16 protein-coding genes and 1 riboswitch are annotated in these 16,835 nt (G+C 56.5%); all 16 genes read left to right on the top strand.

Annotated elements, in window-relative coordinates:
- Positions 1-136 precede the first annotated feature (136 nt).
- The 16 genes from HGBM_RS17315 (at position 137) to HGBM_RS17235 (ending at position 16,820) form a co-directional block, all read left to right on the top strand.
- On the top strand, positions 137-778 hold the full coding sequence (locus tag HGBM_RS17315; RefSeq protein WP_026074494.1) for an accessory gene regulator ArgB-like protein: 642 nt from the start codon (positions 137-139) through the stop codon (positions 776-778).
- Positions 772-903, top strand: coding sequence for a cyclic lactone autoinducer peptide (locus tag HGBM_RS29725; protein WP_019122352.1), 132 nt, complete (start codon positions 772-774; stop codon positions 901-903). The genes HGBM_RS17315 and HGBM_RS29725 overlap by 7 nt, the downstream gene beginning before the upstream one ends.
- A 261-nt stretch (positions 904-1,164) precedes the next feature.
- Positions 1,165-2,343 (top strand): iron-containing alcohol dehydrogenase, encoded by a 1,179-nt coding sequence (locus HGBM_RS17305; protein ID WP_035287424.1) that lies wholly within the window; start codon positions 1,165-1,167, stop codon positions 2,341-2,343.
- A gap of 70 nt (positions 2,344-2,413) precedes the next feature.
- Positions 2,414-3,559: an acyl-CoA dehydrogenase family protein gene (locus HGBM_RS17300; protein WP_019122350.1), complete on the top strand. Its 1,146-nt coding sequence runs from the start codon at positions 2,414-2,416 to the stop codon at positions 3,557-3,559.
- A gap of 11 nt (positions 3,560-3,570) precedes the next feature.
- Complete coding sequence (locus HGBM_RS31800; protein WP_019122349.1) at positions 3,571-4,479, top strand: FAS1-like dehydratase domain-containing protein; 909 nt, start codon at positions 3,571-3,573, stop codon at positions 4,477-4,479.
- 148 nt (positions 4,480-4,627) lie between these two features.
- Positions 4,628-5,800 (top strand): CaiB/BaiF CoA transferase family protein, encoded by a 1,173-nt coding sequence (locus HGBM_RS17285; protein WP_019122348.1) that lies wholly within the window; start codon positions 4,628-4,630, stop codon positions 5,798-5,800.
- Between the two features lie 21 nt (positions 5,801-5,821).
- A complete protein-coding gene (locus tag HGBM_RS17280) occupies positions 5,822-6,646 on the top strand; it encodes an enoyl-CoA hydratase/isomerase family protein (protein WP_019122347.1) in 825 nt (274 codons plus the stop codon).
- 12 nt (positions 6,647-6,658) lie between these two features.
- On the top strand, positions 6,659-7,606 hold the full coding sequence (locus HGBM_RS17275) for an MBL fold metallo-hydrolase (RefSeq protein WP_019122346.1): 948 nt from the start codon (positions 6,659-6,661) through the stop codon (positions 7,604-7,606).
- An 85-nt stretch (positions 7,607-7,691) separates the two neighbouring features.
- A riboswitch (cobalamin riboswitch) is annotated at positions 7,692-7,903 on the top strand.
- Between the two features lie 172 nt (positions 7,904-8,075).
- The gene (locus HGBM_RS17270) at positions 8,076-9,053 is read left to right on the top strand and encodes an ABC transporter substrate-binding protein (RefSeq protein ID WP_019122345.1); all 978 of its coding nucleotides are present in this window, start codon (positions 8,076-8,078) and stop codon (positions 9,051-9,053) included.
- A 1-nt stretch (position 9,054) separates the two neighbouring features.
- Positions 9,055-10,089, top strand: coding sequence for a FecCD family ABC transporter permease (locus tag HGBM_RS17265; protein WP_019122344.1), 1,035 nt, complete (start codon positions 9,055-9,057; stop codon positions 10,087-10,089).
- Between the two features lie 10 nt (positions 10,090-10,099).
- On the top strand, positions 10,100-10,909 hold the full coding sequence (locus tag HGBM_RS17260) for a heme ABC transporter ATP-binding protein (protein ID WP_019122343.1): 810 nt from the start codon (positions 10,100-10,102) through the stop codon (positions 10,907-10,909).
- Between the two features lie 105 nt (positions 10,910-11,014).
- Complete coding sequence (speE, locus tag HGBM_RS17255) at positions 11,015-11,893, top strand: polyamine aminopropyltransferase (RefSeq protein WP_019122342.1); 879 nt, start codon at positions 11,015-11,017, stop codon at positions 11,891-11,893.
- Between the two features lie 226 nt (positions 11,894-12,119).
- The gene (locus HGBM_RS17250) at positions 12,120-13,325 is read left to right on the top strand and encodes an anhydro-N-acetylmuramic acid kinase (RefSeq protein ID WP_019122341.1); all 1,206 of its coding nucleotides are present in this window, start codon (positions 12,120-12,122) and stop codon (positions 13,323-13,325) included.
- A gap of 40 nt (positions 13,326-13,365) precedes the next feature.
- Entirely contained in the window at positions 13,366-14,916 is a 1,551-nt protein-coding gene (locus HGBM_RS17245) for an ABC transporter substrate-binding protein (protein WP_019122340.1), read from the top strand.
- Positions 14,917-15,027: 111 nt separating this feature from the next.
- A complete protein-coding gene (locus HGBM_RS17240; RefSeq protein ID WP_019122339.1) occupies positions 15,028-15,969 on the top strand; it encodes an ABC transporter permease in 942 nt (313 codons plus the stop codon).
- A 17-nt stretch (positions 15,970-15,986) separates the two neighbouring features.
- Positions 15,987-16,820: an ABC transporter permease gene (locus HGBM_RS17235; RefSeq protein ID WP_019122338.1), complete on the top strand. Its 834-nt coding sequence runs from the start codon at positions 15,987-15,989 to the stop codon at positions 16,818-16,820.
- Positions 16,821-16,835 lie beyond the last annotated feature (15 nt).

The raw sequence follows: 16,835 nt of genomic DNA, 5'->3' as shown, positions 1-16,835 counted from the left end.
GATACGGAATAGGAACGAATATAACAAGGATTGGAAGAGGGGAAAGCCGTCTCAAGGAAGATTTTCCCTGCAAACCAGCACCATCTGCAAGCACTTTATGAAGCTGTGTCCTGCTTGGATAACCGGAGGTGAAAAGATGTTCGAAATCTCCCTTCATAAAATGGGACAAGCAGTTGGATCATATGTGGCAAAAAAGGCTTCCAGACTCGAACAGGCTGAATTGTTATCCTATGGCGCCGAGATTTTGCTTGGAAGTTTCGTGAAATTAAGTCTGCTGTTTTCCGTGGCGGCTTTCCTACATATTACATCTGAGGTGACAGTCCTGCTGTTCGTCACCGGCCTGGTCCGTATCTTATCCGGCGGAGCACATTGTTCCGCATATTATCGGTGCCTGATTACCAGTATCGTCACACTTACTGCCTTGGGTTCCGCACTGAAGCTGATGCAGCCGTTTCTCAGTGTATTGCCGGCGATCGTTTTATACGGCACGGTATTGCTTTCCCTGTATTTGTATTGGCGCTATGCACCGCAAGCTCCCCCGAATAAGCCTTTTGAGAACGAGACAAGCGAGTTGGCCTTTCGCCGCTGCACCTTACTTGCAGTCGCTGCTCTCTCACTTGTCGCCATCATTGTTGGTACCAATAGCTTCATGGGCTGGACGACGGCAGCTGCCCTTCTCTGGCAGGCGTTTACTCTGACACCAGTGGGCCACAAATTCATCGGCTCATGGGATATTTTGCTCACTCTCCAATCGAAAGGAGGCGAGGTAAAATGCTAAAGTTTATCACCAAGCCAGTGTTCCAAACAACGGCAAAGGTATTAGCTGTGGTTGCTATGATGAACATTGGAACAACCAGCATGTTTATGATGTACCAACCGGAACCGCCTAAGAAGTCTTCTTAGTGCTTTAGCTCTCAAGTAACAAGACCTGTGTCCTCAAGCCGTAAGCTGATGCCCGTCTACGGGCGTCAGCTTATTTGGTTGCGCCAAGTGGGATAAAATCTGGAGGAAGCCGGAGATTAAAAGCGATCAGCAGTTGCAAGCCTGCTTGCAGGATCATCGGCTTGGAGAACAACTCGGCTCTCAGGAAAAAGCAGGTATCCCCCCATCCAAAGAGAAATATCTATAAATAGGAAAGATAGGAACAGGGGGTGCAATCCGATGATGTCAAACATCCATCAGATACTCATGCCGCAGCATATTATGTACGGGCAACATTCTTTTCTAGAGGTTGGCAGACAGGCAGGGGCGCTCGGCAGCAAGGCGATGGTCATCAGTGACCCTGTCATGGAACAAATCGGTAATGTAGAACGGTGCGGGCATTATTTGGAGCAAGCGGGCATTCCGCATGCGATCTACACCGGAGTGGATACGGAGCCGACGGATCTTCACGTGCAGGAGGCGCTGGAGATCTGCCGGGGCGAAAAGTGCGATCTGATCGTCGCCCTGGGCGGCGGCAGCGCCATCGACGCGGCCAAGGCGGTCGCTGTGCTGATGAACAATGGCGGGCACATCCGCGAATATGTCGGAAATAAAAAAAGATTCCAGCAAAGGCCGCTGCCGCTGATCGCTATACCGACAACGGCGGGCACCGGATCGGAGATGACCAAAGTGACGGTGATCATCGACACGGCAAACGAGGTCAAGCTGATGTTGTCCCAGCCCGAACTGCTTCCGGCAGCGGCGATTGTCGATCCGCTGCTCACGGTATCCTGTCCGCCGTCCGTAACGGCGGCTACCGGCGTTGACGCGCTCTGCCACGCGGTGGAAGCGTACATCTCCCGGCGCGCCCAGCCGGTGACCGACATGATGGCGTTTCGGGCGATTGAACTGATCGCCGGAAACTTGCTGCAAGCGTATCGGCAGGGGGATGATGTCGAGGCGCGTAGCAACATGGCGCTGGCCGCGATGCTGGCGGGAGCCGCCTTTTCCAACGCCTCTGTCACGCTTGTGCACGGGATGTCAAGGCCGATCGGCGCCTTGTTCCACGTGCCGCACGGGGTCTCCAATGCGATGCTGCTGCCCCCCGTGCTGGAATTTACCAGAGAGAGCGCAGCGGAGCGGCTGGCCGCGATCGGCAGGCATATCCTTCCCGGCGGGGCGAGGCTGTCCGACAGCGAACTGGCTGACAGCCTGCTCGTACAGATCAAACGGCTGTGCCGCGATCTGAATATTCCCAATATGCGGGCCTGGGGCATTGACGAGACGGCCTTCCAGCGATCACTCGCCAAAATGGCCCAGGATGCGCTGGACAGCGGCAGTCCGGGCAACAATCCCAGAGTGCCGACTCATGAGGAAATCGTCGAGCTGTACCAAGTCTGCTATGCCTATGACTTTTCTTGAGGGGTACGCAGCCGGCCAACTGCCGAGACCTATCGTCAATGACGCTATCTTTTAACAGGGGGATGGGAGAATGGCGCAGCATTACCTGCAAGAAGAGCATCACATGTTCCGTTCGGCCTTGCAAAAATTTCTGGCGAAGGAAGCAGTACCCTGCTACAGCCAGTGGGAGCAGGAGCGAATGATACCTCGCAGCTTTTGGAGGAAAATGGGCAACGAAGGGTTCCTCTGCCCAACCGTCGAGGAGCAGTACGGCGGAGCCGGGGCCGATTGGGCCTACTCGGTCGTCATCATCCAAGAGTTGGAGCGGGTCGGCTCCAGTCTCATCGGCATCCCGCTGCACAGTGACATCGTCGTCCCCTACCTGGTTGCCTACGGCACGGAAGAACAAAAACAGCGCTGGCTGCCTGGCTGTGTCAGCGGCGATATCATCACAGCGATTGCAATGACGGAGCCGGGCGCGGGTTCGGATTTGGCCGGTATTCGGACGACCGCTGTCAAACAGGGAGATCACTACATCCTCAACGGACAAAAAACCTTTATCACCAACGGCATCCAGGCCGACCTCGTCCTGGTAGCCTGCAAGACCGACCCGCAAGCGGTGCCGCCTCACAAGGGGATCAGCCTGCTGCTGGTCGAGCGGGATGCGCCGGGCTTTTCGCGCGGACGGAAGCTGGATAAGATCGGGCTGCACGCCCAGGACACGGCGGAGCTCATCTTCGAAGACTGCCGCGTACCGGCGGAAAATCTGCTGGGAGCGGAGGGGCAAGGCTTTCGTTACATGATGGAAAAGCTGCAGCAGGAGCGGCTGGTCGTCGCCATTGCCGCCCAGGCGGCCGCAGAGGAAATGCTGCGGATGACGATCGAGTACACCAAGAACCGGCAGACCTTTGGCCAACCAGTGAGCAAGTTTCAGCACAACCAGTTCAAAATCGTTGAGATGGCGACGGAGGTTGAACTGGGGAGGGCGTTCCTCGACCAGTTGATCGCCGATCATCTCGGCGGCGAGGACATCGTCACCAAGGTCTCCATGTCCAAGTGGTGGACGACCGAGATGGCCAAGCGGGTGGCGGCCCAGTGCTTGCAGCTTCACGGCGGATACGGCTACATGGAAGAGTATGAGATCGCCCGGCGCTACCGGGACATTCCCGTTTCCGCAGTCTACGCAGGCAGCAACGAGATCATGAAACTGATCATCGCCAAAAACCTGGGGCTCTGAGGTGAGGGAAGATGGCTGCAGACATAAGCAAATTTGTCGGTCGTGAGTTTGCGCCTTATCGCTTAGTGGTGGAGCGGGGGAAAATTCGCGAATTCGCCTTGGCGATCGGCGATGACAGCCCGCTCTACCGGGATAAGCAGAGCGCTGTCCTGGCCGGATGGAAAGACGTCACGATCCCGCCGACGTTTCCTACCGTCATCGACATGTGGGGCGGACCTGACTTTTTCACCCTGATCGAGACCCTTGAACTTGACTTGCTGCGCGTGCTGCACGGCGAGCAGGAATACGAATACCTGGGAGAAATCTACACGGGAGACGAGATAACGGGAACGGCAAAAGTGACCGGCGCCAAGGCAAAATCGGGGCGGAGCGGGACGATGAAGCTGTTTTCAATCGAAACCGTTTACGTCAACCAGCGCGGCGAGATGGTATGCATAGGGCGCTCGACGGTGATCGAGCACGGCGGAAGCAGGGAGGGGCGGGAGATGAGTCGCAGCCAGCTCCCGCCGGTCCGGAAAGCAGATGCCGGGGAGCTGCCCGTACTGAAAAAACCGGTGATTACTCATACCCAATTGGTCCGCTACGCCGGAGCATCAGGCGATTTCAATCCGATCCATACGGTGGTCCCGGTCGGTGAAGAAGCTGGGCTTGGCGGCGTCATCGCTCACGGGATGCTGATCATGGGATTTGCCGGCCAGGCAGTCTGTGCCTGGTTTCCGCGAAAACAGCTGCGCCGCCTGAAAGCGCGCTTTGCGGATATCACCAGACCGGGAGAACAGATCACCGTCACGGGCAGGGTTGTCAGGCCGCTGTCCACCGCTGGAGAAGACAGACTGTGCTGCGAATTGCGCGCTTGCAACCAGGCGGGCGAAGTCAAGCTGAAAGGCGAGTTTGAAGTGGCGCAAGAGGGAGCGTCTTAAATGAAGATGTTGGCAGGAAAAGCGGCGACTATCACCGGATCGGGCGCAGCGCAGGCAGGACGGCCGGATCGATCTTGTATCTGGTCTCGCCGATGGCAGGCTGCGTCAACGGCTATGTCGTCAAGATAAACGGAGGCTGGTATACCTGATGCTGAACGGAATCCGCGTCGTAGACTTTTCGCGTTATCTGCCGGGCCCGTACGCCGCTTTGCGGCTGGCTGACATGGGGGCGGAAGTGATTCAGGTGGAGCCGCCTCTCGGCGATCCCGCCCGCCTGGTGGGAGACCAGTCGAAAGGGACGGGTTTGATCTACCTGGCAAACAACCGCAACAAAAAAAGCGTCACGATCAATCTGAAGGAAGCAGAAGGAAGACAGCTCGCCTTTCAATTGGCCTGCCGTGCGGACGTCGTCATCGAAAGCTTCCGCCCGAAAGTGGCCGCTGCCCTCGGCGTCGGCTATGAGGAGCTGAGCCGGGAGCGGCCGGAGCTGGTATACTGTTCCTTGACAGGGTACGGCCAGACGGGGCCGCTGTGTGATCTGGCGGGCCACGATCTCAATTTCCAGGCACTTAGCGGCCTGCTTTCCCAACTGAAGGATGGCAAAGGCAGACCTGTCCAGCCGGGCGTCCAATTTGGCGATCTGATCGGGGGGATTGCCGCGTCGGAAGCGATTCTGGCAGCACTGGTCAGGCGAGGGCTGACAGGAAAGGGAACGTACCTGGACATTTCGCTGACGGATGCGCTGATCGGCCTCTTGAACACGCATACGCTGATCCGGGATGTGACCGGCCGCACAGACGGCCTGCCCGAACTGGGAGGGGAGTTGATCTCGTACCGGATCTACGAGGCCAAGGACCAAAAGTTCGTCGGTTTGGCAGCGCTGGAGGAAAAGTTTTGGCAAAATTTTTGCCGGGGAGTGGAACGGGAAGACTGGATTGCTGCACATGTGAGCCGGGCGACCCCGGAAAATCCCGTGTACTTGCAGGTGAAGGAACTGTTTCAAAGCCGGACGCAGGAAGAGTGGTCGCAGTTTTCCCGCGAAGTGGATTGCTGCCTGACTCCCGTGCTGGCAATCGACGAGGTCTTGCAGCATCCTCACGTGCAGGCAAAAGGCTTGGCGGTTGTGCTGGGCACACAGCGATGGGGGGATTTGCTTCAGATGGATACCTCGGCGGGCGGCTATGCTCCGGGGCGGGGTAAGTCCGGCGAGGCTTCCGCACCGCCGCCCGCAGCAGGTGAGCATACCGAGGATGTATTGCAATCTGTCTTGTCCGTCGCCCCGGCACAGATTGCAGACTGGAAAAGGCGCGGCATTATCTGAAACAGCGAATGGAGGGGTACAATGGAGGGTCGATCTGTTTTGCTTGAGCGAAAAGACGGGGTAGCGGTGATCACGTTCAACCGCCCCGACAACCGAAACGCCCTGTCGCGGGCATTGGTAGGCGAGTTCCGCGCTGCCCTGGAGGAGGTGCGGACGGATTCCCGGATTCGCAGCTTGATTGTGACGGGGAGCGGCCCGGCTTTTTGCGCTGGCGGAGACATCAAGGGATTTCCCGGCCAGGGCCCCAGCCAAGGCCGCAGTCCAAGCGGTGTGGAGGCTAGGCGGTATATGCAGCAGGCGCATCGGCTGCTGCTCGATCTCGTCTCCTTGGAAAAGCCCGTCATTGCAGCGGTCAACGGCTATGCAGTAGGGGCCGGTTTTAACCTGGCCCTGGCCTGTGATTTGCTGATCGCTTCGGAACATGCCTCATTTGGACAAGTTTTTGCTAAAATAGGATTGGTACCGGATTACGGCGGCATTTTCTTCCTGCCAAGACTGGTAGGGCTGCAACGGGCCAAGGAACTGATGTTCTCCGGCCGGATGATTACCGCCAGGGAGGCGCAGGAGTACGGGATTGTGCTGGAAGTGACGACAGCAGATGCGCTTTTGCCGAGAGCCGAGCAAGTGGCAGCTTCCCTGGCGAAGGGCCCCAGCGCCGCCATAGGGCTGGCCAAGTCTATCTTGAACCGCAGCAGCGAGATGACGTTGGAACAAGTCCTGCAGGCGGAAGCGATGGCGCAGGGACTAGCCTTCACCACAAAGGATTATCTGGAGGGAGTCCGAGCCTTTCGGGAAAAGCGGCCGCCGGCATTTGGCGGAGAGCAGGAGCGAAGAGACGAAGAATGAGGTGAGGCAAGGATGACCGATAAACAACCAATTGATCTGGGACACGATGTGTTTCTCATCGACGGGTATGATCTGGGCCTGGCTGGCAGGACCGGAACCTATGTCCTCCGGGAACCGGAGCTGACGATCGTCGAGACGAGCGCCAGCCCGTCGGTCCCTTACATCTTGACAGGGCTGCGTAATTTGGGGCTGCGGCCGGAAGCGATCAGATACATCATCGTGACGCATATTCACCTGGACCACGCAGGGGGAGTGGGGCTGCTGCTGCAGGAGTGCCCTGACGCCCAGGTGATTGTCCACCCGAAGGGAGCCCGCCACCTGGCCAACCCGGAGCGGCTGATACAGGGAGCCAAAGCGGTGTACAAGGAAAAATTCGACCGCCTGTTCAACCCGATCCTTCCGGTAGCGGAAGATCGCATCGTGGTGAAAGCGGACCGCGAGACGCTGACGATCGGTCCAAACCGCACGCTGGAGTTTTTCGATACGCCGGGACATGCCAACCATCACTTTTCCATTTACGATCCGAAAAGCAGCGGCATGTTTACCGGCGACACCTTTGGCATCCGTTATCATCAGGTGGAAGACGCAGGGGTTACCTTTTATCTGCCTTCTACATCACCCAATCAGTTTATTCCGGAAGCGATGGAGCGCTCGATCGAACTGATCAAAGGCCTTCAGGTAGGCCGCATCTACTTTGGCCACTACGGAATGACGACAGACGTCGACGACGCTTATCGCCAGATAAAGCATTGGCTGCCCGTCTTTGTAGAGACCGCGAAGCAGCTTGCCGCACAAGGAAAGGGAGAGGACGAAATCGCTTCCGTGCTGCTCTCGCGAGTGCGGGACCATCTGACCAGCCGAAATGTCCCGCAAGACCACCAGGTTTACCAAGTGTTGCAGATCGATTTGGAAGTATGCGCCATGGGCTTGGTCGATTACTTGTCAAAACAGGTGAAGTAGACGCCGGGTCACTGTGAAGGTCCGCTTCGGTTGATTGACTGGCATAGACAAGACACTGCCGGAATGATATAGTAACTTGTACAATCGCATATCGGAGGAAACAGGTGCTGAACGCTAAATGTTAGCTTCGGCTTAAATGGGAAGTTCGGTTAAAAGCCGACACGGACCCGCCACTGTGATGAGCACCGATGATTTGACGCATCGGTACGCTTTCGGCCACAATGTCACTGGGATCCCCGGGAAGACGGCAGAAGCGCAGCTCTAAGTCAGGAGACCTGCCTGTTTCAGCGACACTGATAACCTACGCGGATTTAGGCTGGTGTTAGAGATCGGGCATGACCCTCACAACGCTTGGAAATAGGCATGCGGCCAAGCGTCTGATCATAGAATGGCGAATGTTCAGCAAAGCATTTCTAACACGTTTAGAAGTGCTTTTTCTTGTTTTAAGGGGAGAAAGGGAGAGAAAATCATGCGCAAGATTTTGCAACAAAACGTTTTATGGCTCATCTGTTTGATGCTCAGCCTGACCTTGTTCGGCTGCGGAGCACCCGCAAACCAGTCATCGGCACCCGGCGGCTCTGACTCGGCCCCGCAGGCTTCGCAGGAAACAGAAGCACCGGATTTGGAAACATCCTATCCGCTTACCTTGACCGATGAGACAAACACGACGATCACCTTGGAACAGGCTCCGGAGCGGGTGATCACACTGGCCCCCAGCGAGACAGAGATCATGTTTGCGATCGGGGCCGGGGATAAGGTGGTAGGTGTCGACCAATACAGCGACTACCCGGAAGAGGCCAAAAGCAAGGCGAAGGTGGGCGATATGAATACCAATATCGAAGCGGTCATCGCCCTGCAGCCAGATCTTGTCGTCGCTTCCGCCAGCATGAATCAGAAGGCGATCGAGCAGCTGCGCTCCTACGACATCAAGGTTTACGCATCCAGCCCGAAGACGGTTGACCAAGTGATCGAAAAAATTGAAACCGTCGGGACAATCATGAATGTGCAGCAAAACGCCAAGAAACTGGCAGATAAAATGCGGGCGGACAAGCAGTTCGTGGTCGACGCCGTGAAGGACGCGCCGAAAAAGAAAGTGTACCTGGAATACTCCCCCGGCTGGACGGTGGGAAAAGGGGAATTTTTGGATGAGCTGATCTCGTTGGCCGGCGGGATAAACGTTGGCGCGGACAAGAGCGGTTGGTACGAGATCGACCCCGAGCACATCATTCAGGCAAATCCCGAGGTCATCCTGTATCCGGAAGGGGAAGGGGCCGGCGATGTGATCCTGGACGGCATCAAAAAGCGTCCGGGTTGGGCACAGATCGACGCCGTGAAGAACAATCGCATGTATTCTTTTGAGCAGTCGCCGGTCGTCCGCGTCGGTCCGCGATTGACCGACGGGCTGAAGGAAATCGCCAAGGCGATCCATCCTGACCGGGTGAAATAGAATGAAGAGAAAACTTCTCCTGTACGGCGGAGGGGCGCTCGTGCTGCTGCTTCTCTCCGCCAGCATCAGCCTCTCGGTCGGCACGGCGAACGTGCCGCTGGTGCAGGTTTGGAAAATCCTCCTGCACCAGCTTCCGTTGGCGGATCACTGGATCCAGCCCACCTGGACGAAAGCGGAAGAGATGATCATCACGCAGGTGAGACTGTCGCGCGTCGTTTTGGCGATGCTGGTCGGCGCTTCTCTCGCCTTGGCCGGCAGCGGGTTCCAAGGCGTCCTGCGCAATCCGCTGGCCGATCCTTACACGCTTGGCGTGGCCTCCGGGGCGTCCGTAGGAGCGGCTTTCCTGATCCTGTTCGGGCTGCAGGCCGTCCTCGGCCAGTGGACAGTTTCGATTGCCGCGTTTGTGACCGGTTCGGTGACGCTATTTATCGTTTTTTCACTGGCGAGCTCACAAGGAAAGATGAGGGTGGAGACGCTGATCTTGTCGGGGGTCGTGCTTCAGGCCTTTCTCGGATCGCTCGTCTCCTTCATGGTTTCGCTGTCAAACAATGTGGTCAACGAGATTTTGTTCTGGCTGATGGGAAGCTTATCGATGCGCAACTGGGATTTTTCCCTCCTGCTGCTGCCGTATTTGACGATCGGCGCCATCGTTTTGGCAGCGTACAGCAGGACCTTGAACTTGTTTGCCTTGGGTGAGCGTCAGGCCGCCCACCTCGGGGTGAACGTGGAACGCTCCAAGACCGTGGTGCTGATCGTCTCCACTTTATTGACCGCCGGCGCCGTCTCTGTATCCGGGGTGATCGGATTTGTTGGATTGGTCGTTCCGCATCTGGTCCGATTGATGTTCGGGCCCGACTACCGGCTGCTTGTGCCAATGTCCGCCATTCTCGGCGGCGGATACGTATTGTGGGCCGATACCTTGGCCAGGACGCTGCTGAGTCCCAAGGAGATCCCGCTCGGCGTAGTAACCGCGATGATTGGCGCTCCGTTTTTTGCTTACCTGCTGGTCAAACAAAAAGCCCGGATGAAGGGGTGAACGTGAACGGATGATTACCGTCCAAAACCTCACCAAATACTATGGCCAAAAGGCGATTCTGGACGGCCTCAGCTTTGAGGTCGCGACGGGTCATGTCGTCGGCATCATCGGTCCGAACGGCAGCGGCAAGTCTACCTTGTTGAAGCTGGTCTCCGGAGTGGAGCCGAAGAGCTCGGGTACGATCCTGCTGGCCGGCAAACCGGTCGAAGCGTACTCCCGCAAAGAACTGGCCAAGCGGCTGTCCGTCCTGCAGCAGGAAGCGCTGCCGCCGCTTGGCTTTACCGTGAGAGAAGTGGTAGAGATGGGGCGCTTCCCCTATCAAAACTGGCTGGGTGAAGAAGTCGGGGGAGATGACGGCCTGATCGATCAGATTATGGAGCGGCTCTGCATCCTGCCGCTGGCGAAGCGAACCCTGGAGCGGCTCAGCGGCGGCGAGCGGCAGAGGGTCGCCCTTGCCAAAGCCATGGCGCAGGAGCCTAAACTGCTGCTGCTCGACGAGCCTACGACCTACCTGGACATCGGTTTTCAGATCCAGATGATGGACTATATTCGCAACTGGCAGCGGGAACATAAGCTGACCGTCCTAGCTGTGCTGCACGACTTGAACATTGCCGCGCAGTATTGCGACAGGGTCATCGTGCTCAAGGACGGCGGCATTGTCGCCGACGGCGTACCGCGGGAGGTATTCACCCGTTCCCTGATTCAGGAAGTCTACGGGGCGAGCGCGACGATCATTTCCCATCCGGTCAGCGGCGTGCCGCAAGTACTGCTGCAGCCGGCGGCCATGTCCGAGCTTCCCGCCCAAATCCGCAAAATCTAAGGGCTTTGCTTATATTTTCACAAAATAACAGTCCATTTCCAGTCCATCCTGCTACAATAGAAGAGAATCTTCCAAAAAAATATCAATGTGTACAGGAGGTTGAAAATGAAACGGTTACCCATGTATCTTCATCGTGACAAAGGTGAACTCTGGTTGACCGAAAATGAAAGGGAAAATTTAAAGCTCAGTTACCGAATCAGGCAAGTGGTATTTGAAGAAACGTCTCCTTTTCAGCATGTCATGATTCTAGATTCGTACGATTTTGGCCGAATGCTCGTCCTTGACGGCATTGTCCAAACGACGTCGGCAGACGGGTACATCTACAACGAGATGATCGTCCACGTCCCGCTTGCCTACCATCCCAGACCGCGTCGGGTCTTGATCATCGGCGGGGGAGATTGCGGCGCTGCAAGAGAAGCCTGCAAACACCCTCATGTGGAGCAAATCGATATGGTAGAAATTGACGAACGGGTCGTAGAGGCGTGCAAAACTTACCTGCCGGAGGTTTCCGGCAATCTGTCCGATCCTCGCGTGCGCTTTCTGTTTACCGATGGCGTTCGCTATGCGAGGCAGCCGGAAGGCTTGTACGATGTCATCATTGTGGATTCATCCGATCCGATCGGACCTGCCGAACAGCTGTTCGAGCAGAGCTTCTACCAGCATCTCTACCGTGCGCTGAAGGATGACGGCATGATGGTGTGCCAGAGCCAATCCCCGATCTTCCATGCAGAGGTTATGCAGCAGACGTACGCCCGCATGAGCAGCGTCTATCCGCATGTCCATATGTATACGGCTGTTGTTCCGACTTATCCGGGGGGCCTTTGGAGCTTTACCATCGGCGCCAAACAGCCGCTGGCGGCACGCCCGAGAAACCGTTTTGACCTTGAGACGAAGTACGTCAATCAAGAGATCCTGACCGGCTGCTTCCAATTGCCGCAATTCCTGAAACAAATGATCAATACGGTGGAAACTGTTGCCATATAAGATAGAGAAAAAAGCTGTGAGCCCGGCTTCCAAGTGAAGCCGGGTTATTATTTTTAGCCTTTCCGCCGGCATCCGACCACCCGTTTTGTAATAAAATTTTATAAAAGAAGTTGATTTTCGTAACATTATTACATAAAATGAGGTTGTTTAGAGTGAAACCGCTTTACGCAGGAGATAACAGATTTCGAAGCACAACCCAACGAACGGAAGAGGGGGAATGTTGGCAATGAACCTGGCGTATCAAGCAAAACGCAGCCACCTGCTCATCGGTCTGATGTCGGGAACGTCGCTGGACGGCGTTGATGCTGCGATGGTTTCAATCGACACGGACGAGCAGAAAAATATCAGTAGCGTTTCCCTCAAAGGATTCCACTACGTCCCGTATTCCGACGAAATCAGAGAACGGCTGATGGCCCTCTGCAGCGTGGAAACGGCCCGCCTGGACGAATTGGTGGTCGCTCACTACGCGGTTTCCGAGTGGTATGCGTACGCCGTTTCACAGCTGTTGGCCGCCACGGGTGTGTCCGCAGAGCAGGTGGATGCGGTCTGCACGCACGGCCAGACGGTATGGCATGTCGCCGACAGCACCCCATTTCCCGGGCCGAACGGCATGATGCCGGTCAGAGCCTCCTTACAAATCGGAGAACTGTCTGTCTTGGCGGAGCGGACCGGAATCCCTGTCGTGGGAAATTTCCGCGCCCGCGACCTGGCGGCAGGCGGCGTGGGCGCGCCGTTGGTCCCGTATGCAGACATGATCTTGTTTCGCGATGCCAAAAAAGGACGCCTGCTGCAGAACATCGGAGGCATCGCCAACGTGACGGTGATTCCGGCAGGTGCCGCGCTGGAGCAAGTGTTTGCCTTTGACACCGGCCCCGGCAATATGGTCATCGACGAGATCGTCATGCTTGGAACGGATGGCCGGCAGCGCTTTGATGAAGGCGGCAAAATCGCGGCGGCAGGCAGTGTCTCACGGGAACTGTTGGAGCCGTTTTTGGCCGATCCCTACTACCGGCTCGCGCCGCCGAAGAGCACGGGACGTGAGGTGTACGGGAAAGCGTTCGTAGAGCAATTTACCGGAGAAGCCCGGAAGCTTGGGCTTTCGTTTGAGGATACCGTAGCCAGTGCCACTGCGCTTACGGCTCTGACGATTGCCGAGGCGTACAAGCAGTTTGTCTTTCCGGGAATGCAGGCGGAGGAGGTGATCGTCTCCGGCGGCGGCGCGTATAACGACACGATGCTGGACATGATCAGGCAGGAGCTTCCGCAGGGGATCCGTGTCACGACCTCAGCCCGATACGGCATCCCGGACGATGCCAAAGAGGCAATCGCCTTTGCCATTCTCGGACATGAGACGTTGATGGGGCGGCCAAGCAACGTGCCGTCCGTGACCGGAGCTGCCCGTCCGGTCGTGCTCGGAAATCTTTGCTTCTAAAACAGAAAACCTCAAAACTCTACATATGGGGGGAATCATGATGAAAAAGAGGTTCATTGCATCGCTGTTTTTATCGGCCAGCCTGCTGCTGACGGCTTGCTCGGGTGGGGGAAGCTCCGCAGATCCGGCGAAAAATCCGGACAGCCAGGCGGGGGCAACGGGATCCACGCAGCTCGTCATTGCGGCTGACCAGGATCCGGTAGGTTTGGATCCGCACAAGGTGCCTGCTGTTTCCAGCAACCGTATTTACTCGCTGGTGTACGACAGTTTGACCAAACTGGATGACAATATGAGCGTCGTCCCGGCTTTGGCCGACTCTTGGAAACTCTCTGACGACGGCAAAACCGTTACGTTTAAGCTCCACGAGGGCGTGAAGTTCCACAACGGACGGGAGATGACCTCGGACGATGTGAAGTACAGCTTTGAGCGCATCCTGAACCCTGACACCGGTGCGGTGGCGAAGTCCTACTTCTCCAGCGTCGACGCGATTGAAGCGCCGGATAAATACACGGTCGTGTTCAAGCTGAAAACACCGGATGCCGCTTTCCTGGCCAACACTGCCAGCGCTTATGCGTCGATCGTGCCGAAGGAAGTGACCGACCTGAACAAGGAAGCGGTCGGAACCGGCCCGTTCGAACTGGAAAAAATGGAGTCCGGACAATACGTGCTGTTGAAGAAGAACCCGAACTACTTCGTCGAAGGCATGCCAAAAGTCGATTCGATCAAGTTTCAGATCATGAAGGATGAAGCGGAGCGTTTGGCTGCGATCCGGACCGGCAAGGTAGATTTGACCACGGTTTCGGCTGACTCGGCCAAACTGCTGGAGAGCTCCAAAAATGTGACGATCAAAAACTACCAATCGATGGAGTACAGCTACCTGGGCATTAACGTCGCCAAAAAACCGTTTGACGATCCACGGGTAAGACAGGCGATCAGCTATGCGGTCGACCGCAACCAACTGGTGCAGACCGTCTGGAAGGGGCAGGCTGCACTGACCGGTCCGCTCTCTCCGGCGCAGACGATCTGGGCTTTGGACACCACCGAATACCCGAGCTACGAGCACAATGTTGAAAAAGCGAAACAACTGCTCGCCGAAGCGGGCCTTCCCAACGGGTTTAACACGGTTATCGAAACGGCTTCAACCTATCCCGACATGATCGAAACCGCCCAAGTACTGCAGCAGCAGTTGAAGGCGGTCGGTATCAACGCCGAGATCAAGCAGCTGGAGTGGGGCAACTACATCGAGACGTGGAAATCGAAAGACATGGATCTCCTGGTCGGGCGCAACACTTCCGGCGTAGATCCGGACCGCTCGCTGCGCTTCTTCTTCTCGTCGGAAGGATCGGCCAACGTCTGGAACTACTCCAATGCAAAATTTGACGAGCTGGTGCAAAAAGCACTGGAAGCCACCGATCAGACAGAGCGCAAAAAACTGTATGACGAAGCACAAAAGCTGGTCGTCGAAGATGCGCCAAACCTGTTCCTGGCCTCGCCGCAAAACTTCTATGCCGTATCTGACAAGGTAGAAGGATTCACGCCGTCGGCAGCCGGTGAAGTGTACGCCTTGGTGAAAGCATCTGTGAAGAAGTAACGAAAGATCTGGTCAGGGGATCGGGGAGTCTCCCCGGTCCCTTCCCTATTTAGCAGGCAACCGTCTGCGCCAAGAGTTGGCGTTGGCCAAATTTCTATTGGAGGAGTAAGCGTGGGACGATATATTCTTAAGCGGATTGTCAGCCTGATACCGATTGTCTTCGGCATCTCAGTCCTGGTTTTTACGATCTTGCATCTGGTTCCAGGCGACCCGGCCTCGATCATGCTCGGAACCAATGCCACCCCTGAAGCGGTCAAGGCCCTGCGCCAAAGCATGGGATTGGATCAGCCGCTCGTCACCCAGTACCTGCACTGGATGGGCGGGCTCATGCAAGGCGATTTTGGCGTATCCGTACACACGGGTCAAGCCATTTTGCCGGAAATTTTAAAACGTTTTGCGATCACGCTGCAGCTTACCCTGTTTGGGGCGATCATCGGTTGGTCGATTGCGATTCCCCTCGGGATCCTCTCGGCTGTCCGCGTTCACTCTTCCGTCGACGTGCTCGTTCGGGTGACTGCGATGCTGGGCATTTCCGTGCCGAACTTTGCCATCGGGACGCTGCTGCTCCTGGGACTCTCCTTGTACTTTGGTTGGTTCCCGCCGATCGACGTTGTGAATTTCTGGGAAAATCCGGTTGAGGCCTTTCAGGTGTTTGTCCTGCCTGCCGTTACGATGGGGATCGTGCTGGCTGCAGGGGTGATGCGGATGACTCGATCTGCCTTTTTGGAGACCCTTGACAAAGACTTTATCCGCACGGCCCGCGCCAAGGGAAACAACCAATGGACCGTTGTGATCGGCCACGCCCTCCGCAACTCGTCGATCCCGATCGTAACCATCGCCGGGATGCAAATCGGCTATCTCTTGGGGGGCTCTGTGATCGTCGAACAACTATTCTCCATTCCGGGACTCGGCCAGTACATTTTGGACGGCATCTATCAGAGGGATTATCCAGTCGTGCAGGGCGGAGTATTGTTCATCGCACTCGTATTCGTCCTGGTTAACCTGCTGGTTGATGTGATCTATACCTGGATAGACCCGCGGATCAAGTATTAGCGGAAGGAGGATACGTGATGAATACATTCATACAGCGCTTCGCACAAAACAAGACCGCGGTCGCCTGCCTTTTCATCCTGGTGTTGATTACATTGGCAGCTGTTTTCGCCCCGTTCATCGCTCCCCATGATCCTACTCAGATGTTTCAGGAAAGCCGCCTGCAGGGCAGCTCATCCGACTATTTGCTGGGAACGGATCAGTTTGGCCGGGATTTGCTCAGCCGGATTATCTACGGAGCGCGGGTTTCGCTGTGGGTCGGGCTGTCTTCCGTTTTTATCAGTGCAGCCTTCGGCACCGTATTCGGACTGCTCGCCGGCTATTTTGGCAAGTGGATTGATTCTTTGCTCATGCGCTTGATGGACGTGCTTTTTGCCTTTCCGGAAATTCTCTTGGCATTGGCGATTGTGGCCGCATTGGGACCAGGTACCTCCAATACGATCCTGGCGATCGGCATTGTCAATATCCCGATCTTCACCCGTACGGTTCGCGGAGCCGTCTTGTCGGTCAAGAATCTCGAATTTGTCGAAAGCGCCAAAGCGATCGGCGCCAAAACCGGACGCATCCTGTTTCGCGAGATTTTCCCCAATGTGACGGCACCGCTGCTCGTTCAGGCCTCGCTGGCCATATCGGGTGCGATCTTGACCGAGTCGGCCCTCAGCTTTTTGGGCTTGGGCGTGCAGCCGCCAGATCCGTCGTGGGGCGGGATGATATCGGAAGCGAGAAGGTACATGGAGCTGGCTCCCGGTATGATCGTCTGGCCCAGCGTGGCGATGACTGTGACGATCCTGGCCTTTAACCTGTTCGGAGACGCCGTGCGCGACATTTTGGATCCACGCCATCGCAGCAAGTAAGCGGGAGGTGTAGAT

Source organism: Brevibacillus massiliensis, assembly GCF_000311785.1.
GTDB classification, from domain to species: domain Bacteria; phylum Bacillota; class Bacilli; order Brevibacillales; family Brevibacillaceae; genus Brevibacillus_C; species Brevibacillus_C massiliensis.
This window is presented reverse-complemented; position numbering and strand designations above follow the sequence as displayed.